This is a genomic window from Streptomyces sp. NRRL F-5727 (assembly GCF_000719555.1).
Lineage (GTDB): Bacteria > Actinomycetota > Actinomycetes > Streptomycetales > Streptomycetaceae > Streptomyces.
Genome location: NZ_JOGX01000007.1, coordinates 59,639 through 79,797, shown reverse-complemented (window position 1 = coordinate 79,797; position 20,159 = coordinate 59,639). Strand labels below are relative to the sequence as shown.

Here is a 20,159-nt window from a genome sequence, read left to right as displayed (position 1 = left end):
GACTCGAGTACCCTGGAGCCATGGAGACGCCCGACACCCTGCCCCTCCCCGACGCGGAGTTCCTCCGGCTCGACCGGCAGATCTGCTTCTCGCTCCACGCCGCCGCCCGCGCCTTCAACGGCGTCTACCGCGAGGCGCTCAAGGAGCTCGGGCTCACCTACCCCCAGTACCTCGTCATGCTCGTCCTCTGGGAGCACGACGAGCTGCCCGTGAAGGGCCTCGGGGAGCGGCTGCGGCTCGACTCCGGCACCCTGTCGCCGCTGCTCAAGCGGCTGGAGGCGGCCGGATTCGTGGAGCGCCGGCGCAGCGCCGAGGACGAGCGGTCCGTCACCGCCCGGGTCACCCCGGCCGGCGCCGCCCTGCGCGAGCAGGCCCTCGGCGTCCCCCGCCGGATCGCCGCCGCCACCGGCCTCGACCTCGCGGACATCGCCGAGCTGCGCGAACGGCTCGGCACCCTCGCCGCCCGCCTCGACAGCGCCGACCCCGCCGCGCTGCGCCCCGACTGCGGCTGAGAAATGTAAGGGCCGAGTACGAAAAGCATTCCTATACTCGCCCCATGCCCGAGATCACCGTCCGCCGCGCCACGGCCGCCGACTCCGCACGCCTGACCCGGCTGGTCCGCCGCTCCGCCGCCTATCGGGGCCCGTACGCCGTCATGGTCGACGGCTACCGGGTCGGCGGCGCCTACATCGAGCACCACCCGGTCTACGCCGCCGTCGACGCCGACGACCGCGTCCTCGGCTTCTACGCCCTCCTCCTCGACGAGGCCGAGCTCGACCTCGCCTTCGTCGCCGACTCCGCCCAGGGGCTCGGCATCGGACGCCTGCTGATGGCCCACATGACCGCCGAGGCCCGCGCCGCCGGGCTCGACGCCGTCCGGGTCGTCGCCCACCCGCCGGCCGAGGCGTTCTACCTCCGCACCGGCGCCCGCCGCACCGGCACCGTCGCCGCCGCCGGACGCGTCCACTGGGACCGCCCCGAGCTCAGCTACGACCTCACCGCGGCCGCCGCGTGACCGCCGTCGAGCCGCCGCGGGAGGACGAGAAGCGGCGCATCTTCGCCGACCTCACCCCGCTGCGCACCTCCGCCGACTACCGCCGCCTCTGGTTCGGCAGCAGCGTCTCCTGGGTCGGCCAGGGCATGACCACCCTCGCGATCTCGCTCCAGGTGTACGAGATCACCGGCTCGGCGTTCTCCGTCGGCCTCGTCGGCCTCTTCTCCCTCGTGCCGCTCGTCGTCTTCGGCCTCTACGGCGGGGCGATCGCCGACACCGTCGACCGGCGCACCCTCGGACTCGTCGGCGCGGCCGGCGCCGCCGCCCTCTCCGCCGCGCTGGCCACCGCCGCCTTCGCCGGCTTCCACCGCGTCTGGTTCCTCTACGCGATCGTCGCCCTCCAGGCGGTCTGCGGCGCCCTCAACTCGCCCGCCCGCAGCGCGATGATCCCCCGCCTGCTCCCGCCCGAGCAGCTGCGCGCCGCCCACGCGCTGAACTCCATGGTCATGACCTTCGGCACGCTCGTCGGACCCAGCCTCGGCGGCGTGATCGTGGGCTTCGCCGGCTACCAGACCGCGTACACCATCGACGCCCTCGCCTTCTTCGCGAGCCTCTACGCGATGTGGCGGCTGCCCTCCATGCCGCCGGAGCACACCGGGGCGAAGAGGGCCTCCGTCCTCGCCGGGCTCCGCTTCCTCGGCACCCGCCCCAACCTGCGGGCCACCTTCGTCTCGGACCTCTTCGCGATGATCCTCGCCCAGCCGAAGGCGCTCTTCCCGGCCGTCGCCGTCCTCTGGTTCGGCGGCGACGCCAGGACCACCGGACTCCTCGTCGCTGCGCCCGCGTTCGGCGCGCTGATGGGCGGAGTCGTCTCCGGCTGGCAGAGCCGGATCCGCCGGCACGGGCAGGCCATCCTCGTCTCCGTCGCCGCCTGGGGCCTCGCCATCGCCGCCTTCGGCCTCAGCCGGAACCTCTGGGTCGGCCTGCTGTGCCTCGCCGCCGCCGGCTACGCCGACACCTCGTCGATGATCTTCCGGAACACGATGATGCAGGTCGCCGCGCCGGACGAGATGCGCGGCCGGCTCCAGGGCGTCTTCATCGTGGTCGTCGCGGGCGGACCCCGGCTCGGCGACTTCGTGGCCGGCTCGGTCGCCGACCTCACCTCGCCGCTCGTCGCCATCACCGGCGGCGGTCTCCTCTGTGTCCTCGCCGTCGCCGTGTTCGCCGTGTTCGCCCGCGGCTTCCGGCGGTACGACGCCGAGCACCCGACGCCCTGACCCGGGCCACACCACGGGGGAGCGCTCCCCGCTCGTCCCGGACGGTCCCGTCCTGAACCGACTGCGCCCTTCTGGCGGTTGCCCGCCAGGGCACATAACCGCCAGCCCAGACCAGGGCCAAGTCCCCCTCCCAGCGGCCAGACTCCTCGCGGATCCGGAATCCCAACCCCCGAACACCGGGTCCGCGAGGAGTCGTTCGATGACCGCACCGCCGACCAGAGGAAGGGCCGGGCTGATCGCCGCCGGCGTCTCCCTCGTGATGCTCACGGCCGGGCAGACCGCCGCCGCGCCGGGCAGCACGGCCGCCGCCGTGCCCGAGACCTTCCAGGGCCCGGCCGCCTCCACCACCGTCACCCTCGTCACCGGCGACCGGGTCACCCTCACCGAACTCGACGGCGGACGGCGGACCGTCACCGTCGACCGGGCGAAGGGCGCCACCGGAGCCGTCCGCACCCAGGTCGCCGACGGCCGGGTCACCGTCGTCCCCGACGAGGCCCGCCCCCTCCTCGACTCCGGCGTCCTCGACCCGCGCCTCTTCGACGTCACCGGCCTGGTCGAGCAGGGCCTCACCGACGCGCTCCCGCTCATCGTCACGTACGGGACGAGCACGCGCGCCGCCGGCGCCCCGCGCGGCACCGAGACCGTCCGCGCCCTCCCGAGCGTCGGCGGCGCGGCCGTCACCGCCACCGACCCGGCCGCCTTCTGGCACTCCCTCACCTCGCCGAAGGCGCGCGCCGGCGCTCCCGCCAAGGTCTGGCTCGACGGCCGGGTGCGGGCCGCCATGGCCGACTCCAACGCCCAGATCGGCACCCCGAAGGCATGGGAGGCCGGGCTCACCGGCAAGGGCGTCAAGGTCGCCGTCCTCGACACCGGCGTCGACGTCTCCCACCCCGACCTCGCCGGCCGCGTCGCCGAGTCGAAGTCCTTCATCGAGGGCCAGGAGGTCGCCGACCGCGACGGCCACGGCACCCACGTCACCTCCACCGTCGGCGGCAGCGGCGCCGGCTCCGACGGCAGGGAGAAGGGCGTCGCCCCCCGCGCCACCCTCGCCGTCGGCAAGGTCCTCAGCGACGAGGGCTACGGAACCGAGTCGCAGATCATCGCCGGCATGGAGTGGGCCGCGAAGGACATCGACGCGAAGATCGTCTCGATGAGCCTCGGCTCCCGCGAGAGCAGCGACGGCACCGACCCCATGGCCCAGGCGGTGAACACCCTCTCCGCCGAGACCGGCGCCCTCTTCGTCATCGCCGCCGGCAACTCCGGCGCCCCCGGCACCATCGGCTCGCCCGGCGCCGCCGACTCCGCCCTCACCGTCGGCGCCGTCGACTCCGCCGACGAGGCCGCCTACTTCACCAGCCAGGGCCCCCGCTACCGCGACCAGGCCCTGAAGCCGGACCTCTCCGCGCCCGGCGTCGGCATCCTCGCCGCCCGCTCCCAGCTCACCGAGGGCACCGGCCTCTACACCTCGATGAACGGCACCTCCATGGCGACCCCGCACGTCGCCGGAGTCGCCGCCCTCCTCGCGGAGCAGCACCCCGACTGGACCGGCGCCCAGCTCAAGGACGCGCTCATGTCCAGCTCGAAGCGGCTCGACGCCTCCGCGTACGCCCTCGGTGCGGGCCGCGTCGACGTCGCCGCCGCGATCGCCGCGGACGTCACCGCCACCGGCTCCGCCGACCTCGGCTTCTTCTCCTGGCCGTACGAGGCGAACCAGCCGGTCACCAGGACCGTCACCTACACCAACTCCTCCGACGCCCCGGTCGAGCTGAGCCTCGCCGTCGAGGGCATGCCGGCCGGCACCGCGACCCTCGGCGACACCACCCTCACCGTCCCGGCGCACGGCACCGCGTCCACCACCGTCACCGGCGACGGCACCGGCGCCCCGGTCGGCACCAGCTCCGGCCGGATCACCGCCACCGCCGGCGGCGCCCCCGTCGCCCACACCGCCCTCGGACTGGTCAAGGAGGAGGAGCGCTACACCCTCACGGTCCACGTCAAGGACCGCGACGGCGCCCCCGCCGCCGCCGGCCTCGGCCTGCGGAACCTCACCACCGGCACGGACCCCTTCCCGGCCTCCGTCGGCGACTCCGGCACGGTCGAACTGCGCCTCAAGCCCGGCACGTACACCGTCGACACCTTCCTCGACGTGCGCGGGTCGAAGGGCGCCGACTCCCTCGGCCTCGGCTTCATGGCCGCCCCCGAGGTCGTCCTCGACCGCGACCGCGAGATCACCCTCGACGGCCGGCAGCTGCGCGAGATACGCGCCGAGGTCGAGAAGCGCACCGAGACCCGCCAGCTCCTCATGGAGTACGACCGCGAGCTCGACGGCGTCTCGTACACCGACATCGTGCAGGTGCCGCCGCTCTACGACTCGCTCTTCGCCGCGCCCACCGCGCCCGTGACGGACGGCTCCTTCGAGTACCGCACGGTCTGGCGGCTCGGCAAGCCGGTCCTGGAGGCGTCCGTCGACGGAGTCCGCCTCGCCGACCTGCGCCCGCAGGCCGGCGCCACCCTCCTCGAAGGCCGCCACCGCCTCGGGCTCGTCGACGCGGGCACCGGCACCCCCGCCGCGTACGAGGGCCGGGACGTCACGGGCAAGGCCGTCCTCGTCCGCCTCGCCCCCGGCGCGAACCCGGCCGAGGTCGCCCAGACCGCCCAGGACGCCGGCGCCCGGGCGCTGATCGTCACCGACGACGCCGCGGGCCGGCTGATGACGTGGTTCGGCACCGCCGACTACCAGGACCGTCCGCTCGCCGTCGCCACCGTGAACCGCGCCGACGCCGCCCGGCTGGCCGCCGGCGCCGCCCGCGGCGAGCCGGTCGACCTCACCGGCACCCGCTTCCCCCCGTACGTCTACGACCTCTCCGAGGGCCACCCCGGCCGCATCGGCACCGACCTGGTGTACCGTCCCGGCGACCGCGACCTGGCCACCGTCCGCTCCGCCTTCCACGCCCCCACCGGGCGGAAGGAGCTCGGCGGCGAGTTCCGCTACTCGATCACCGACACCTTCCCGGTCGGCGTCGGCTTCAAGGAGTGGATCGGCTTCCCGGCCGAGCGCACCGAGTACGTCTCCACCGGCGCCGGCCAGCAGTGGCACGAGTCCGTCGACCTCGGCGACTCCCTGGAGGAGCGCGGCGGCCGCTCCGTCTACCGCGGCGGTTCCACCGCCCGCCTCGAATGGTTCGGCCCCGTCTGGCACCCCTGGCTCGGCACCGGCCTCGGCTGGGGCCAGCAGCGCATCGGCAACGACCTGCGGTTCAACACCCCCGGCTGGGGCGACTCCGGCCGTGACCACACCGGCTTCGGCAACGTGTGGAGCGACGACACCATGACCCAGTACACCGAGGTGTACGTGAACGGGGTCCGCGTCGACCGCAAGAAGAGCTCCGGAGCCTACGCCTGGGACGCCCCGGCGGAGGAGGCCACCTACAGGGTCGTCACCGACACCGCCCTGGACCCGGCGCGCTGGCGGCTCGGCGCCAAGGGGCACAGCGAGTGGACCGTCCGCTCCGCCGAGACCCCGTCCGACCGGGTCACCTACCTGCCGATGCTCAACCTCGGTCTCGACCTCGACACCGACCTGTACGGCGACGTCCGGGCGGGCTCCCGGATCCCGGTCGGCGTCTTCGCCGAGTACGTGCAGGGCGCCACCGGCACCGGCACGATCACCGGCGCCGGCCTGGAGGTCTCGTACGACGACGGCGCCACCTGGCGCACGGTCGACCTGCGGAAGTCCGCGAAGGGCACCGCCGCCTGGACCGGCGAGCTGCGCGTCCCGTCCGGCGCGGCGGCCGTCTCCCTGCGGGCCGCCGCCACCGACGACCAGGGCGGCTCCGTCACCCAGGAGCTGATCCACGCGGTCGGCGTGAAGTAGCCCCTCCGACGAGGGGGAGGGCCGGACCCGCCGGGGTCCGGCCCTTCGCCGTCACCCGCGCGGCAGCCGCTTCTTCAGCACCTTGCCCAGGTCGTTGCGGGGCAGCGCGTCGAGCAGCCGGACCGTCCTGGGCCGCTTGTGCGGGGCGAGCAGCCGGGCCACGTGGTCCGCGAGCTCCGCGTCCGCCGGCGGCCGGGCCGGGTCGGCGGGCACCACCCAGGCCACGATCCGCTCGCCGAGATCCGGGTCGGGCTCCCCGGTGACGGCGGCCTCCCGCACCCCCGGGTGGTCGAGCAGCGCGTTCTCGATCTCGCCCGCGCCGATCTTGTAGCCGCCGCTCTTGATCAGGTCGGTCGCCTTGCGGCCCACCAGGCGGATCGTTCCGTCGGACTCCCGGACGGCCATGTCGCCGGTGCGGAACCAGTCGCCGTCGTACGCCGCCGCCGTCGCGTCCGGCCGGTTCAGATAGCCGGAGAAGAGGTTCGGGCCGCGCACCTGCACCTCGCCGACGGTCTCCCCGTCCGACCCGGCGAGCACCGAGCCGTCCTCCTCCACCAGCCGCACCGCCACGCCCGGCAGCGGCAGCCCCACCGTCCCGGGGCGCGGCGGGCCGCCCGGCAGCACGCTGGTGATCATCAGCGTCTCGCTCATCCCGTACCGCTCCACCACCGTCCGGCCCGTCGCCGCCGCGATCCGCTCGTGGTCGTGGACCGGCAGCGCCGCCGACCCCGACACCAGCAGCCGCGCCCCCGACAGGGCGCCGGCCAGCGCCGGGTCGCCGGGAAGGGCGTCGGCGAGCCGGTGGTACATGGTGGGGACGCCGAACAGCATCGTGCCGCCGCCGGCCAGTTCGCGGGCGACGCCCTCGGCCGAGAAGGCGCCCAGGTGCCGGACCTCTCCGCCGCGCCGCAGCGGCCCCAGGATCCCCAGGACCAGACCGTGGACGTGGAACAGCGGCAGCCCGTGCACCAGGACGTCGTCCGCCGTCCAGGACCACGTCTCCGCGAGCGCGTCGAGCGAGGCGGCGACCGCCCGGCGGGAGAGCAGCACGCCCTTCGGGGGGCCGGTGGTGCCGGAGGTGTAGACGACCAGGGCGGTGGACTCGGGATCGACGTCCTGCGACACCGGCGGTCCGGCCGGCCCGTCGAGCGGCACGTCGACGCGGGGGAGCCCGCCGAGCGCCGGCGGCAGCTCGTCGCCGGGACCCGCCAGCACCAGGTCCGGCGCGCTGTCGCCGAGGACGTGCGCCAGCTCCCGCTCCCCGGAGCGCGGGTTCAGCGGGACGGCGGCGACGCCCGCGAGCAGCGCCGCCACCGTGGCCACCGCCGTCCGCGCGGTCGGCACGGCCCACACGGCGACCCGTCGGGTCCCGGCGAGCCGGGCCGCGAGCGCTCCGGCGGCCCGGGCCAGCCCCTCGTACGAGAGCGCGTCCGGGCCGCAGCGCAGGGCGGGCCGCGCGGTCGGGGCGGCGAGGGCCGGGAAGAGCGGCGGGAAGGGCGGGCGGGGGAGCGGCGCGTTCACCGGTCGTACTCCTCGGGTCGGGGGCGAGGGGTGCTGCCGGGGAGCATTCTGCCGGGGCGTCAGCGGCCGTCGGCGGTGACCTTCGTCGCTCCGGCGTCCGACGCCTCGCCGTCCGGCCGCAGCCCGCGCATCCGCCCGTACGCGTACACACAGCCGGCGAGCGCCAGGTCGGACAGGAGCATGAAGCCGATCGAGTACGAGTCCTTGGCGCTGTAGATCGCGCCCATGACCAGGGGCGGGACGAAGCCGCCGAGGCCGCCCATCGCGCCGACGATGCCGGTCACGGAGCCCACCTTGGCCTGCGGGGTCACCTGCGAGACCAGCGCGAAGACCGAGCCGCTCGCGGTGCCCAGACCGGCCGCCATCACCAGCAGGGCGATCGTGCCGCCCGGGTTCAGCTTCGGGTCGAACGCCTGGACGATCGCGAAGAGGGCGACGACGCCGAGCGCCCACGCGGTGACCACCGCCGGGTGCACGCGGTCCGAGAGCCAGCCGCCGATCGGCCGGAAGACGACCGTGACCAGCGCGAACCCGGCCGCCTTGGTGCCCGCGTCGGTCGGGTCGAGCTCGTACCAGGTCTTCAGGTACGTCGGCAGGTACACCCCGAAGGCCACGATGCCGCCGAAACCGATCGCGTACAGCGCCGACAGCTCCCACGTCACCCGCAGCCGCCCCGCCGAGCCCAGCCGGCTCGCCAGCGAGGCCGTCGGCACCGGCCGGTCGGGCCGGTCGGTGATGAGGGCGGCGGCGAGGACCGCGTACACGGCGAGCGCGACCGCCACGACGACGAACGGCAGGTTCTCGCCGTGCTCGGCGATCCGCGGGGTGAAGTAGCCGGAGAGCGCCACACCGCCCATGCCCATGCCGAAGACCCCGAGCGCCAGGCCCCGCTTCTCCGGCGGGAACCAGGAGTTGACCAGGGGGATGCCGATCGCGAAGGTCGTGCCGCCGAGACCGAGCAGGAAGCCGACCACGATCATCAGGCCGTACGAGTCCTTCACCACGATCAGCAGCAGCACCGGGATGATCGTCAGCGCGGCGACCAGCGGGAACATCAGCTTCGCGCCGTACTTGTCGGTCAGCGCGCCGGCCGGGATGCGGCCCAGCGAGCCGACCAGCACCGGCACGGCGACGAGGAAGGACTGCTGGAACGAGCTGAGGCCCAGGCGCTCGCCGTACCAGCTGCCGAGGGGCGCGATCAGGTCCCACGCCCAGAAGGTGAGCGTGAAGCCGATGGTGGTCATCACCAGGTTGCGGTAGGCCGCCGCGGTCGGGGGCTTGGCGTCGGAGTTCACCCCCTCAGTCAAGATCCGGTGCCGCGGCCCGGCGCGCGGGACTGCTCCGTCCGGGGGCGGTCAGGGGAAGGGCCGGTCAGGGAGGGGCTGGTCAGGGGAGGGGCCGGTCAGGGGAAGGTCACCGTCGCCGGCGGGGTGCCGTCGTCCTCGACGCGCAGCCAGGCGCCCGCGTCGCCGACGCCGACGTCCACCTGGATCCGGCCGACCCCCGGCCGCCGGTGCGCCGCCGCGAGCGCCCCGCGCAGCGCGGCCAGCAGCTTCCGCGCCTCCGGCTCGTCCACCAGCGTGTCCACCGCCCCGGTGAACCGCACCGACGGCTGGAAGCCCAGCAGCACCCCCGCCCCGCCGGTCTCGCGCAGCACCCGCCCCCGGAAGGTCGTCGGCGCCTCCGCCGGCGGCTGCTGGAGGGCGAAGATCGTCGTCCGCACCTCCTGGATCGTCGAGTCCAGCTCGTCCACCGCCCTGCCGAGCAGCTCGCCCTCCCCGGACTCCTCCCCGGCGCGGCGGCGGGTCGACTCCAGCATCATCTCCGTGGCGAACAGCCGCTGGACGACGAGGTCGTGCAGGTCACGGGCGATCCGGTCGCGGTCCTCGAAGACCGCCAGCCGCTCCCGGTCGTGCTGCGCGTCCGCCAAAACCAGCGCCAGCGCCGCCTGCGAGGCGAACTGCGAGGCCAGCAGCCGGTCCACCGCCGAGTACGGCTCGTCGCCCCGCCGGCGGGGGAGGGCCAGGGTGCCGATCAGCCTCCCGCCGCTGCGCAGCGGCAGCATCATCGACGGCCCGAACCGGGACCGCACCGGCGTGGTCATCCGCGGGTCGGTCGCCGAGTCCTCGACGAAGACCGGCTCCCCGCCCAGGAGCTGGACGAGCACGGCGGAGCCGGGCCGGATGGTGGTGCCGACCAGCTCGCCGGGGTCCTCCGAGGTGGAGGCCGCGACGATCTCCATCCCGCCCTCGGGGGTGGGCTGGAGGATCACCCCGGCGGCCGCCCCGGCGAGGATCCGGGCCTGCTCGGCGACGGTCGTCAGGGCGTCCTCGGCGGACTCGCCGGTGAGCAGCGCGGTGGTGACGGCCGCCGCGCCCTCGATCCACCGCTCGCGCTGCCGGGCCGTCTCGTAGAGCCGGGCGTTGCCGATCGCGATGCCGGCCTGGGCGGCGAGGACCCGCAGCAGGGCCAGGTCCTCCTCGGTGAAGCCGCCCGGCTTCCCGGAGAGGTGGAGATGGCCGAAGACCTGGTGGTGCACCCGGATCGGCACCCCGAGCTCCCCGGCCGGCCCCTCGGGGAGCCGGCCGGCGCGGGCCCGCTCCTCGTCGGTCATCCCGGTGGTGAAGAGTCCGGTGAGCCGGGGGCGCTCGGGGTCCACGACCCGCAGCGCCCCCTGGCCGGCCCCGACCAGCTCCGTCGCCGCGTCCACCAGGTGCTGGAGCGTGGCGCGGAGTTCGAGGTCCGTGCCGACGCCGAGGACGGCTTCGAGCAGCATGGGCAGGCGGGCCTGCTCCTGCTCCACGTCCCCGTCCTCGTCCATGATCACCATGGTCTCATCGGCATACGAATCGGGCGATGTCGGGATTGGTCACTCCGTCAGATCGTCCGCGAACACGCGGTCCCGGTCCCGGTCCCGGTCCCGGTCCCGGTCCCGGTCCCGGTCCCGGTCCCGGTCGCCGAGGCCGTCGTCGGCGTCGGCCAGGCCGCGGTGGTCGCCCAGCGGGTCGAGGACCATCGGCTGGACCTTGCCCTCCAGCATCGCGCCGAGGCCCAGCACGGCGCAGACGTCCGGCCGTTCGGCGATGTGCACCGGCATGCCGGTGGCGTCCCGCAGCATCTGGTCCAGGCCCGGCAGCAGCGCGCTGCCGCCGACCATCATGATCCCGCGGTCGGCGAGGTCGGCCACCAGGTCCGGCGGGCACTCCCGCAGCACCTTCCCGATGCCGTCGAGCACCGCCGTCAGCGGGGTGTGGATCGCCTCCCGCACCGCCGCCGTCTCGACGGTCACCGAGCGGGCCAGACCGGTGGCCACGTCCCGGCCGTGGATCTCGGTCGACACCGGGCCGTGCGGGGTCAGGCCGTTGCCGCTCAGCGCGAGCTGGAGCGGGCGCACCGACTGGCTCGGCAGCATCAGCTCGTGGTGGTGGCGCAGGTGCTGGATGATCGCGTGGTCGATGGCGTCGCCACCGACCGGGATCCGCTCGGCCGTGACGATCGCGCCGAGCGAGAGCACCGCGACCTGGGTCGTCGCCGCCCCGCACACCATGATCATGGTCGCGGTGGGCTGCTCCACCGGCAGACCGCAGCCGACGGCCGCCGCGATCAGCGTGTCGACCAGCTCGACCCGGCGCGCCCCGAGCCCCACCAGGGTCTCGACGGCCGCGCGCTGGGCGAGCGGGTCGCTGTCGTGCGGGGTGCAGGCGGCGGCGCGCAGCCGGGGCTTGCGGCGGAGCTGGCGGCGCAGCTTCTCGCCGAGGAGGTGACGGAGCATCCGCTGCGCCATCTCGATGTCGACGACGGTGCCGCCGGAGACCGGGCGCACGACCCGGATGTAGTCCGGGGTGCGGCCGGTCATCTTCTCGGCGAGCGCGCCGACCGCGATCAGCGCTCCGGTACGGGTGTTGACGGCGGCCACGCTCGGCTCGTCGACGACGAGCCCGGCCCCCTTGACGAAGACCCGGGTGCGGGCGGCACCCAGGTCGACGGCGACATGGCAACGGCGCAGCTGATCGAGGCTGACGGTCACGGCGGATCCTCCGGGGTGCGGTGCTGACACGGGCGAGGTGTCGCGGTCGGGTGTCCTGTTCGCATCGTGCGACCGCCGGGCCCGCCGCGCGCGCTGGGCTGCGCCGCCCGGGGCCGGGGGGCGGGGGGTGGCGAACCGGGAGAATCGCGGCGCCATGGCGTTCACCTGCGGTTTCCTCACAGGATCCTCACACCCTGGACTCCCCGGGGCCGGGCCGCTCGTCCTAGCGTGCGAGCCCCATGGACTACTGCCACGCGTGCCGGCGGTATCTCAACGGGGCCCTCGCCTGTGCCGGGTGCGGGACCTCCGTCGAGCGGCTGCGGTACGACACCCCCCACGCCCTGCCTCACTCCGCGCCTCACGAGGGCGTCGAGGCACCGGAGCCGTACCCGACCGGACGGCCGTACGCACCGGAGCCGTATCCGGCCGAGCCGTATCGGGCGGAGCCGTATCCGGCGGAGCCGTATCCGTCGGAGTCGTACGCGCCGGCGTCGTACGGGTCCGAGCCGTACGCCTCCGTTCCGTACGCCGCCGAGCTGGAGCCGGAGCCCGTGCCCGAGCCGGAGGCCGAGGCGGGCGTCGGCGCGCCGCTCGCGCCCGAGCACGTCTACGAGCTGGACGTGGTGGTGCCGCCGAGGAGCGCGGGCCGGTCGGCGGGCCGGTCGGCGACGCGCCGCCGGAAGCGGGGGAGGTTCGGCCGCGGCCGGACGGTCGCGATGAGCACGCTGGGGCTGGTCCTCGCGGCGGGGTCGCTGGGCCTGGCGAAGGCGGCGCTCGAGGAGCCGGAGGAGAAGGGGCCGGCGCTGGCCGTGGAGGAGCTGGAGGTCACCGAGACCCCGCCGGCGCCCGCGCTGCCGACCCGCGATCCGAGCGAGCGCGCGGAGGGGGACGGCGAGGACGGCGACCGGGCGACCGAGGGCTCCGCGGGCCCGGCGACGCCGACCGGGCGCCCGCGCCGCATCAGTACGGGTTCCGGCGGCGGTTCCGGCATGGTCGCCGCGCCCGTCTCGGGCTCCGGCGGCGGATCCGGCACGGGCACGGGATCCGGTACGGGAGCGGGGACGGGATCCGGTACGGGGACGGGCGGCGTGACCGCGGGACCGGCCGCCACCTCCGCCGCGCCCTCCTCGCCGGCGCCGTCCGTTCCGGAGGTCACCTCGGGTCCGCAGGGCGACGGGCCCGGTGCGACGCCGAGCGCCTCGGGCTCGCCCACCGCCCCGGCCTCGGGCGGCGCGACCCCGTCCGCCTCCGCGAGCGCGACGACGCCGCCCGCGACGACACCGGCACCGGAGCCCTCGGAGACCTGCACCCCGTTCCTGTGGTGGTGCGTCTAGACCTGGACCGGTGCTCCCGGGGGAGTCCGTCAGGCCGGGTCCGGGTCCTCGCCGAGCATCCGGCGCAGCAGGTCCCGCAGCAGGGTGCGCTCCACGGTGGTCAGCTCGCCGAGCGGCTCGCGCGCGAAGCGCAGGGAGTCGCGCAGCCGGCGGGCGGTGTCCCGGCCCTCGTCGGTGGGGGCGGCCAGCTTGACCCGGCGGTCGGCCGGGTCGGGGCGCCGCTCGACCAGGCCCCGGGACTCCAGGCGGTCGATGATCCCCGTGACGTTGGACGGCTCGCACTTGAGCTTCTCGGCGATCTTCCGCATCGGCGTGGGCTCCAGGGCGAGCAGCCCGAGGACGCGGGCCTGCGCGCCGGTGAGGGAGTGGGTGGCGGCGGCCTCCTCGTACTCCTGGTGGTAGCGCGCCACGACCGTGCCGATCAGCTCGACGACTTCGAGGGTCACGGGGTCGGTGTGTGAGGTGGGCATGGGCACCATCGTACTCCGATGCTTGACAACATGAAATATCAAGGCGCATGGTTGTTTCATCAAGTGAAGCTTTTTCTGGAGGTCCCCCCATGACCGCTCTGCCCGCCACCAGCCGTGAATGGCACCTCGTCGCCCGCCCGCACGGCTGGCCCGTCCCCGCCGACTTCGCCCTGCGCGAGGTCCCGGTCGAGGCGCCCGCCGAAGGCCGGATCCTGGTGCGGAACCTCCACTTCTCGGTCGATCCGTACATGCGCGGCCGGATGAACGACGTGAAGTCCTACATCCCGCCGTTCAAGCTGGACCACCCGATGGACGGCGGCGCGGTCGGCGTCGTCGTGGCGTCGAACGCGGAGGGCTTCGCCGAGGGCGACCACGTCCTGCACGGCCTCGGCTGGCGCGAGTACGCCGCCGTGCCGGCCGAGTACGCCACCAAGGTGGACCCGGAGCTCGCCCCGCTCTCCACCTACCTCGGCGTGCTGGGTATGACCGGCCTGACCGCCTACGCGGGCCTCTTCGAGACCGCCTCCTTCAAGGCGGGCGACGCCGTCTTCGTCTCCGGCGCGGCCGGCGCGGTCGGCAGCCAGGTCGGCCAGCTCGCCAAGCTCAACGGCGCCTCCCGCGTCATCGGCTCGGCCGGCTCCGACGAGAAGGTGAAGTGGCTGGTCGAGGAGCTCGGCTTCGACGCCGCCTTCAACTACAAGAGCGGGCGCTCTGTCCGGGACCAGCTGCGCGAGGCCGCCCCGGACGGCATCGACGTCTACTTCGACAACGTGGGCGGTGAGCACCTGGAGGCCGCGATCTCCTCGCTCAACGTGCACGGCCGCGCCGCCATCTGCGGCATGATCGCGCAGTACAACGACACCGAGCCGGTCCCCGGCCCGCGCAACATGGCGATGATCATCGGCAAGCGGCTCCGCCTCCAGGGCGTCCTGGTCGGCGACCACTACGGCCTCCAGCAGCAGTTCGTCGAGGAGGTCGGCGGCCGGCTGCGCGCCGGCGAGCTGAAGTACCGCGAGACCTTCGCCACCGGGATCGAGAACGGTGTGGACGCCTTCCTCGGCCTGCTCCGCGGTGACAACACCGGAAAGATGATCGTCTCGCTGGACCGGTAGTCTGCCCTCAGCCGCCGCGATCGTGGGCGCGAGTCGCGGCGGGGAGAAGAAAGCGGAACCAGCATGTCCATCCAGCACTCCGACGTTCTCTACACCGCCGTCGCCACCGCGGAGAACGGCCGTGACGGCCGTGTCGCCACCGACGACGGCAAGCTCGACGTCGTCGTCAACCCGCCCAAGGCCATGGGCGGCTCCGGCGAGGGCACCAACCCCGAGCAGCTCTTCGCGGCCGGCTACAGCGCCTGCTTCCAGGGCGCCCTCGGCGTCGTCGCGCGGAACGAGAACGCGGACATCTCCGGCTCGACGGTCACCGCCGAGGTCGGCATCGGCAAGAACGACGACGGCTTCGGCCTCATCGTCAAGATCTCGGCCTCCCTTCCGAACGTGGACGCCGAGACCGCCAAGAGCCTGATCGAGAAGGCCCACCAGGTCTGCCCGTACTCCAAGGCGACCCGCGGCAACATCACGGTCGAGCTCGCCGTCTGACCCGACCCGTACGCCCGTACGGAACCGCCGACCCGCCCCGATAGGCTGCGCGTATGCGCGATTTCGGGGCGGGTTTCGGTTATCTGGTCCAGGGCCAGAAGTGGGTGGCACAGCACGGGCGCCAGTTCGGCTTCGGACTGCTGCCGGGTCTCGTCACCCTCGTCCTCTACGCCGGGGCCCTGACCGGCCTCGGGTTCGGCGCGGACGACCTGGTGGCCTGGGCGACGCCGTTCGCCGACGACTGGTCCTCCCCGTGGCTCGGCCTCTTCCGCAACGCGCTGACGGCCCTCGTCTTCGTCTTCGGCCTCTTCCTCGCCGTCATCACCTTCACCGCCGTCACCCTCCTCGTCGGCCAGCCCTTCTACGAGTCCCTCTCCGAGGACGTCGACCGCAGCGAGGGCGGCGACGTCCCCGAGTCCGGCCTCCCGCTCTGGCGCGAGCTGTGGATCTCGGCGCGCGACAGCCTGCGGGTGGTGCTCCGGGTCGCCCTCTACGGCGTGCTGCTCTTCGCCTGCGGCTTCATCCCCGTCGTCGGCCAGACCGTCGTGCCCGCCCTCGGCTTCTGCGTCTCCGGCTTCTTCCTCGCCGAGGAGCTGACCGCCGTCGCCCTCCAGCGGCGGGGCGTCGAGCTCAAGGAGCGCCTGACGCTGCTGCGCGGCCGGCGCGGTGTCACCCTCGGCTTCGGCGTCCCGCTGACCCTCGCCTTCCTCGTCCCCTTCGTGGCGGTCTTCCTGATGCCCGGCGCGGTGGCCGGCGCGACGCTGATGGTCCGCGACCTGCGCGGGGAGCAGGGCGGCGACACCGAAGAAAACGATCAAGAAGACGGCAACCTTTCCTCGCCGGGCGGCGACCAGGGGGTGCACCGCATCCCCCTCAGGAAAGACAACTCATGACGTCACACAAGCGCAGGGCCGGCCGCCGCAGGGCACTCCTCGGCGGCCTCGCCGCGTGCGGAGTCACCGGCGCGGCCCTCGTCACCACCAGCCTGCTCGCCCCCGCGGGCGCGGCCCCGGCCGCCGTCCCGGCCTGGCCGGCCGCCAAGGGCGACAAGCCGGTCGCGGAGACGATCCAGGTCTCCGGCACCTACGACGGCAAGCTGAAGCGCTTCTCCGGCACCGGCGACCTCGGCTCCGACGGCCAGGGCGAGAGCCAGCAGCCGCTCTTCGTCCTGAAGGACGGCGCCACCCTCAAGAACGTCGTCCTCGGCACCCCCGCCGCCGACGGCGTCCACTGCCTCGGCAGCTGCACCCTCCAGAACGTCTGGTGGGAGAACGTCGGCGAGGACGCCGCCACCTTCAAGGGCACCTCGGCCAAAGCCGTCTACGCGGTGTACGGCGGCGGAGCCCGGGGCGCCTCCGACAAGGTCTTCCAGTTCAACGGCGCCGGCAAGCTCGTGGTGACCAGGTTCCAGGTCGCCGACTTCGGCAAGCTGGTCCGCTCCTGCGGCAACTGCAAGAAGCAGTACAAGCGCACGATCATCGTCAACGACGTCGACATCACCGCCCCCGGCAAGTCGATCGTCGGTGTCAACGCCAACTACGGCGACACCGCGTCACTCCGGAACGTCCGCGTGCACGGCGACACCAAGAAGAAGATCAAGCCCTGCACCCGCTTCACCGGCAACGACACCGGCAAGGAGCCCACCGAACTCGGCACCGGCCCCGACCCCACCACCTGCCGCTACACCCCCTCCGACATCAGCTACGACTAGCTCACTCCACCGCCAGGACCGGGTGCAGTTCCGGGCGGGCGGTCCACCATTCCTGGTGGAAGGGGTTGTTGGCGATGTTGGCCAGGTACGCCTCGGCCGCCGCGCGGTACAGGAGTTCCGCGTGCCGGGCGGCGACCGTCGAGCGGTTCCAGGCGAGGCGGATGCGGCCGGTCACCGGGTCGCCCTCCAGGGGGCGGAGCACGGTGCCCTCGGCGGCCGGGGCGGTGGGCTGGCTCAGGGAGATCGCCCGGCCCGAGGCGATCAGGTCGTAGTGGATCTTCCGGTCGGCGACCCGGTGCCGCAGCGACGGGGTGAAGCCGGCCCGCTCGCAGGCCGCGACCAGCGCCTCGGGGCCGCCGTCGTCGTCCTCCACCAGCGTCATCCAGGACTCGCCCGCCAGCTCGGCCAGCGCGATCCGCTCCTTCCCGGCCAGCGGGTGCTCCGCCGAGAGGCGGACGCAGAACGGCTCCTTGGGGATCAGCGTCCGGGCCGTCGTCCCCTCCGGGAGCGGCACCTCGTGGTCGTTGACCTCCCCGTACAGCACCGCGTCGTAGCGGCCCGCGCCGAGCTGCCGGGTCAGGGTGGTCGCCGAGTGCTCCACCGTCACCGCGAACTCCCGCCCGGCCACCACCTGTTCGAGCCGATCGAGCAGCGTGTCGACCAGGACCAGCAGGATGCAGCCGAGCCGCAGCGGGGCGTCGGGGGCGACGGCCCGCGCCCCGGCCGCGATCGCGTCCATCTCGCCGAGCACCAGCCGCGCCTTGGAGAGCACGAACTCGCCCAGCGGGGTGGGCTCCACGCCGTGCCGCCCGCGCAGGAACAGCTCCCCGCCCGCGACCCGCTCGATCCGGCGCAACTGGGCCGAGAGCGCCGGCTGCGAGATGCCGAGCCGGAGCGCCGCGCGGCCCAGACTTCCCGCCTCCGCAATCCGGCAGACGGCTTCGAGATGCCTCAACTCCAGCTGCATTTCAGCAGCGTACGCAGCCCCGCGCGGGCGCACCATAACCCGCGTCTTATGCCCGGTGAGATGTCCCGAACCCGCCATGCTCACGCCCATACTCGGCGCGACGATCCGTCTCCCCCACCCTGAACGGAGCACGACGTTGCACCCCACCAGACTCACGGCGGCCGTGGCCGCCCTGGCCCTCTCGGCGAGCCTCGCCACCGCCCTCGCCGGGACCGCCTCCGCCGCTCCCCAGGCGCAGCCGGTCCCGCCGGGCCACGGGAGGTCCCTGGCGCTGGCCGCCGCGGACTCCGCCGCCGCCAGCGGCCTCGACGAACTGCGGCACGGCGCCGACGAGGACCTCGTCAGGACCGCCGTCACCCCGTGGGCGAACGGCCTCTACTACACCGCCTACCAGCGGACGTACAAGGGTCTGCCGGTCCACGGCGGCGGCGACGCCGTCGTCCTCTCCGACTCCACCGGCAAGGTCCGCGACGTCACCGGCGCCGCCGCCCCCGCGCTGAAGCTGCCGACGACCAGCGCCAGGGTGACCGCCGAGGCCGCCCTCGCCACCGCCCGTGGACAGCTGGCCGCCGTGGAGAGCGCGAGCGCCCCCGAACTGACCGTGCTCCTCAAGGCCGGCAAGCCCGTCCTCGCCTGGCACACCCTGGTCGTCGGCACCACCGCCCGGGGCCTGCCCGGCTCGCTCGACACCTACGTCGACGCCCGTACCGGCAAGGTCGCGCAGGCCACCGACAAGGTCCGGCACGCCGAGGGCCGCGGCTACCACAACGGCAACGTCACCATCGACACCGCCGCGACCTCCATGACCGACACCAGCCGCGGCTCCTTCAAGTGCGGCGGCCAGAACGGCAGCGCGTACACCGGCTCCTCCCCGTGGGGCAACGGCGGCGCCAACGACCTCGTGACCGCCTGCGTCGACATCATGTACGCCGCCCAGCGCGAGTCCGACATGCTCAAGGAGTGGTTCGGCTACAACGGCATCAACGGCCAGGGCGGCATGGTCCCGGCCCGCGCCGGACTCGCCCAGGTCAACGCCTACTACGACGGCACGAAGACCACCTACGGGCGCAACCAGAACGGCACCAACCAGCTCACCGGCATCGACGTCGTGGCCCACGAGTACGGCCACGAGATCTTCGACCGCACCCCGGGCTCGGCCGGCTCGTCCAACGAGAACGGCGGCATGAACGAGTCCACCGGCGACATCTTCGGCGCGCTCACCGAGCACTACGCGAACAACCCGAACGACACCCCGGACTACACGGTCGGCGAGGAGCTGAACTTCACCGGCAACAACCAGCCGATCCGCAACATGTACAACCCGTCCCTCATCAACAACGACCCCAACTGCTACCCCCAGTTGACCTCCGGCACCGAGGTGCACGCGGCGGCCGGCCCGCAGAACCACTGGTTCTACCTGCTCGCCGAGGGCTCGAACCCGGGCGGCGGCAAGCCGAACAGCCCCATATGTTCCGGCGGTCCGTCCTCCGTCACCGGCATCGGCATCCAGAAGGCCGGCAAGATCTTCATGGGCGCGCTGCTGATGAAGACGTCCTCCTGGAACCACCCCGCGGCCCGCCGCGCCACCCTCACCACCGCCAAGAACACCTACGGCGCCACCGAGTGCAACGCGGTGAAGGCGGCCTGGAACGCGATCGGCGTGCCCGCCCAGTCCGGCGAGACCGACTGCGGCGGCACCTCGACCCCGGACTTCTCGCTCTCCCTGAACCCGTCCTCGGGCTCGGCCCAGCCGGACAGCCAGGTCACCTCGACCGTGAACACCGCCACCACCGGCGGCTCCGCGCAGACCGTCCAGCTCTCGGCGAGCGGCGCCCCCGGCGGGGTCACGGTCTCCTTCAGCCCCTCCTCGGTGACCTCCGGGAACTCCTCGACGATGACCGTCAAGGTCGGCGCCGGCACCCCGAACGGCACCTACCCGATCACCGTCACCGGCACGGGCTCCGCCACCCACACCGTCACCTACCAGCTGACGGTCGGCTCCACGACCCCGCCGACCGGCTGCGACTCCACCGAGCACACCTACCGGGGCACGCTGGCCTCCGGCCAGGCCGCCGCCCAGCCGGACGGCTCGTACTACTACTCGGCGAGCGCCGGCACCCACATCGGCTGCCTGCGCGGCCCGGCCGGCACCGACTTCGACCTCTACCTGCAGAAGTGGAACGGCGCGGGCTGGGCGGACGTGGCCGTCGGCGGCACCGCCGGCGCCGACGAGGACACCAGCTACCAAGGCACCGCGGGCTACTACCGCTACGTCGTGCACGCCTACAGCGGCTCCGGCGCCTACACGCTGGGCCTGAGCGCCCCGTAACGGGCGACGAGCGCCCCGGGGCGGGATCCTGACACCCCGCCCCGGGGGCGGAGGACC

General features: G+C 73.9%; 15 protein-coding genes and 1 pseudogene. 10 read left to right on the top strand and 6 right to left on the bottom strand.

All coding sequences use genetic code 11. The annotated features are described in order from the left end of the window. Nucleotides 1-20 precede the first annotated feature (20 nt). From IF73_RS0107790 to IF73_RS0107775, 4 genes are all read left to right on the top strand, one after another. Nucleotides 21-512, top strand: coding sequence for a MarR family winged helix-turn-helix transcriptional regulator (locus tag IF73_RS0107790; RefSeq protein WP_031004899.1), 492 nt, complete (start codon nucleotides 21-23; stop codon nucleotides 510-512). A gap of 44 nt (nucleotides 513-556) precedes the next feature. Next, on the top strand, nucleotides 557-1,015 hold the full coding sequence (locus IF73_RS0107785; RefSeq protein ID WP_031004897.1) for a GNAT family N-acetyltransferase: 459 nt from the start codon (nucleotides 557-559) through the stop codon (nucleotides 1,013-1,015). Further along, the gene (locus IF73_RS0107780; RefSeq protein WP_031004895.1) at nucleotides 1,012-2,271 is read left to right on the top strand and encodes an MFS transporter; all 1,260 of its coding nucleotides are present in this window, start codon (nucleotides 1,012-1,014) and stop codon (nucleotides 2,269-2,271) included. The genes IF73_RS0107785 and IF73_RS0107780 overlap by 4 nt, the downstream gene beginning before the upstream one ends. Nucleotides 2,272-2,470: 199 nt before the next feature. After that, entirely contained in the window at nucleotides 2,471-6,145 is a 3,675-nt protein-coding gene (locus tag IF73_RS0107775) for a S8 family serine peptidase (RefSeq protein WP_031004893.1), read from the top strand. 51 nt (nucleotides 6,146-6,196) lie between these two features. On the opposite strand, the gene IF73_RS0107770 is transcribed toward IF73_RS0107775, so the two are convergent. From IF73_RS0107770 to IF73_RS0107755, 4 genes and pseudogenes are all read right to left on the bottom strand, one after another. After that, nucleotides 6,197-7,666 carry an acyl-CoA synthetase gene (locus IF73_RS0107770; RefSeq protein WP_031004891.1) on the bottom strand — a complete coding sequence of 490 codons (1,470 nt, stop codon included), beginning with the start codon at nucleotides 7,664-7,666 and terminating at the stop codon, nucleotides 6,197-6,199. A 59-nt stretch (nucleotides 7,667-7,725) separates the two neighbouring features. After that, complete coding sequence (locus IF73_RS0107765; RefSeq protein WP_051716621.1) at nucleotides 7,726-8,910, bottom strand: MFS transporter; 1,185 nt, start codon at nucleotides 8,908-8,910, stop codon at nucleotides 7,726-7,728. Between the two features lie 158 nt (nucleotides 8,911-9,068). Continuing rightward, entirely contained in the window at nucleotides 9,069-10,496 is a 1,428-nt protein-coding gene (locus tag IF73_RS0107760) for a GAF domain-containing protein (RefSeq protein ID WP_031004887.1), read from the bottom strand. A 168-nt stretch (nucleotides 10,497-10,664) separates the two neighbouring features. Further along, nucleotides 10,665-11,693, bottom strand: a pseudogene (locus tag IF73_RS0107755) (rod shape-determining protein); the annotation flags it as partial. Nucleotides 11,694-11,932: 239 nt separating this feature from the next. Between IF73_RS0107755 and IF73_RS0107750 the strand changes: the two are divergent. Next, nucleotides 11,933-13,027 carry an SCO2400 family protein gene (locus IF73_RS0107750; RefSeq protein WP_031004883.1) on the top strand — a complete coding sequence of 365 codons (1,095 nt, stop codon included), beginning with the start codon at nucleotides 11,933-11,935 and terminating at the stop codon, nucleotides 13,025-13,027. 29 nt (nucleotides 13,028-13,056) lie between these two features. Here IF73_RS0107750 and IF73_RS0107745 read toward each other — a convergent pair whose 3' ends face one another. Continuing rightward, a complete protein-coding gene (locus IF73_RS0107745) occupies nucleotides 13,057-13,497 on the bottom strand; it encodes a MarR family winged helix-turn-helix transcriptional regulator (protein WP_031004881.1) in 441 nt (146 codons plus the stop codon). Between the two features lie 89 nt (nucleotides 13,498-13,586). On the opposite strand from IF73_RS0107745, the gene IF73_RS0107740 reads away from it, so the two are divergent. From IF73_RS0107740 to IF73_RS0107725, 4 genes are all read left to right on the top strand, one after another. Continuing rightward, complete coding sequence (locus IF73_RS0107740; RefSeq protein WP_031004880.1) at nucleotides 13,587-14,609, top strand: NADP-dependent oxidoreductase; 1,023 nt, start codon at nucleotides 13,587-13,589, stop codon at nucleotides 14,607-14,609. A 63-nt stretch (nucleotides 14,610-14,672) separates the two neighbouring features. Next, a complete protein-coding gene (locus IF73_RS0107735; protein ID WP_030495356.1) occupies nucleotides 14,673-15,095 on the top strand; it encodes an organic hydroperoxide resistance protein in 423 nt (140 codons plus the stop codon). A gap of 53 nt (nucleotides 15,096-15,148) precedes the next feature. Then, nucleotides 15,149-15,988: an EI24 domain-containing protein gene (locus tag IF73_RS0107730; protein ID WP_031004878.1), complete on the top strand. Its 840-nt coding sequence runs from the start codon at nucleotides 15,149-15,151 to the stop codon at nucleotides 15,986-15,988. Then, nucleotides 15,985-16,806, top strand: a complete 822-nt coding sequence (locus tag IF73_RS0107725) for a pectate lyase (protein WP_031004876.1) — start codon at nucleotides 15,985-15,987, stop codon at nucleotides 16,804-16,806. The genes IF73_RS0107730 and IF73_RS0107725 overlap by 4 nt, the downstream gene beginning before the upstream one ends. Nucleotide 16,807: 1 nt before the next feature. Here the strand turns inward: IF73_RS0107725 and IF73_RS0107720 are convergent, their stop codons facing one another. Then, on the bottom strand, nucleotides 16,808-17,773 hold the full coding sequence (locus IF73_RS0107720) for a LysR family transcriptional regulator (protein WP_031004875.1): 966 nt from the start codon (nucleotides 17,771-17,773) through the stop codon (nucleotides 16,808-16,810). Nucleotides 17,774-17,909: 136 nt separating this feature from the next. On the opposite strand from IF73_RS0107720, the gene IF73_RS0107715 reads away from it, so the two are divergent. Beyond that, on the top strand, nucleotides 17,910-20,102 hold the full coding sequence (locus tag IF73_RS0107715; protein ID WP_234338185.1) for a M4 family metallopeptidase: 2,193 nt from the start codon (nucleotides 17,910-17,912) through the stop codon (nucleotides 20,100-20,102). Nucleotides 20,103-20,159 lie beyond the last annotated feature (57 nt).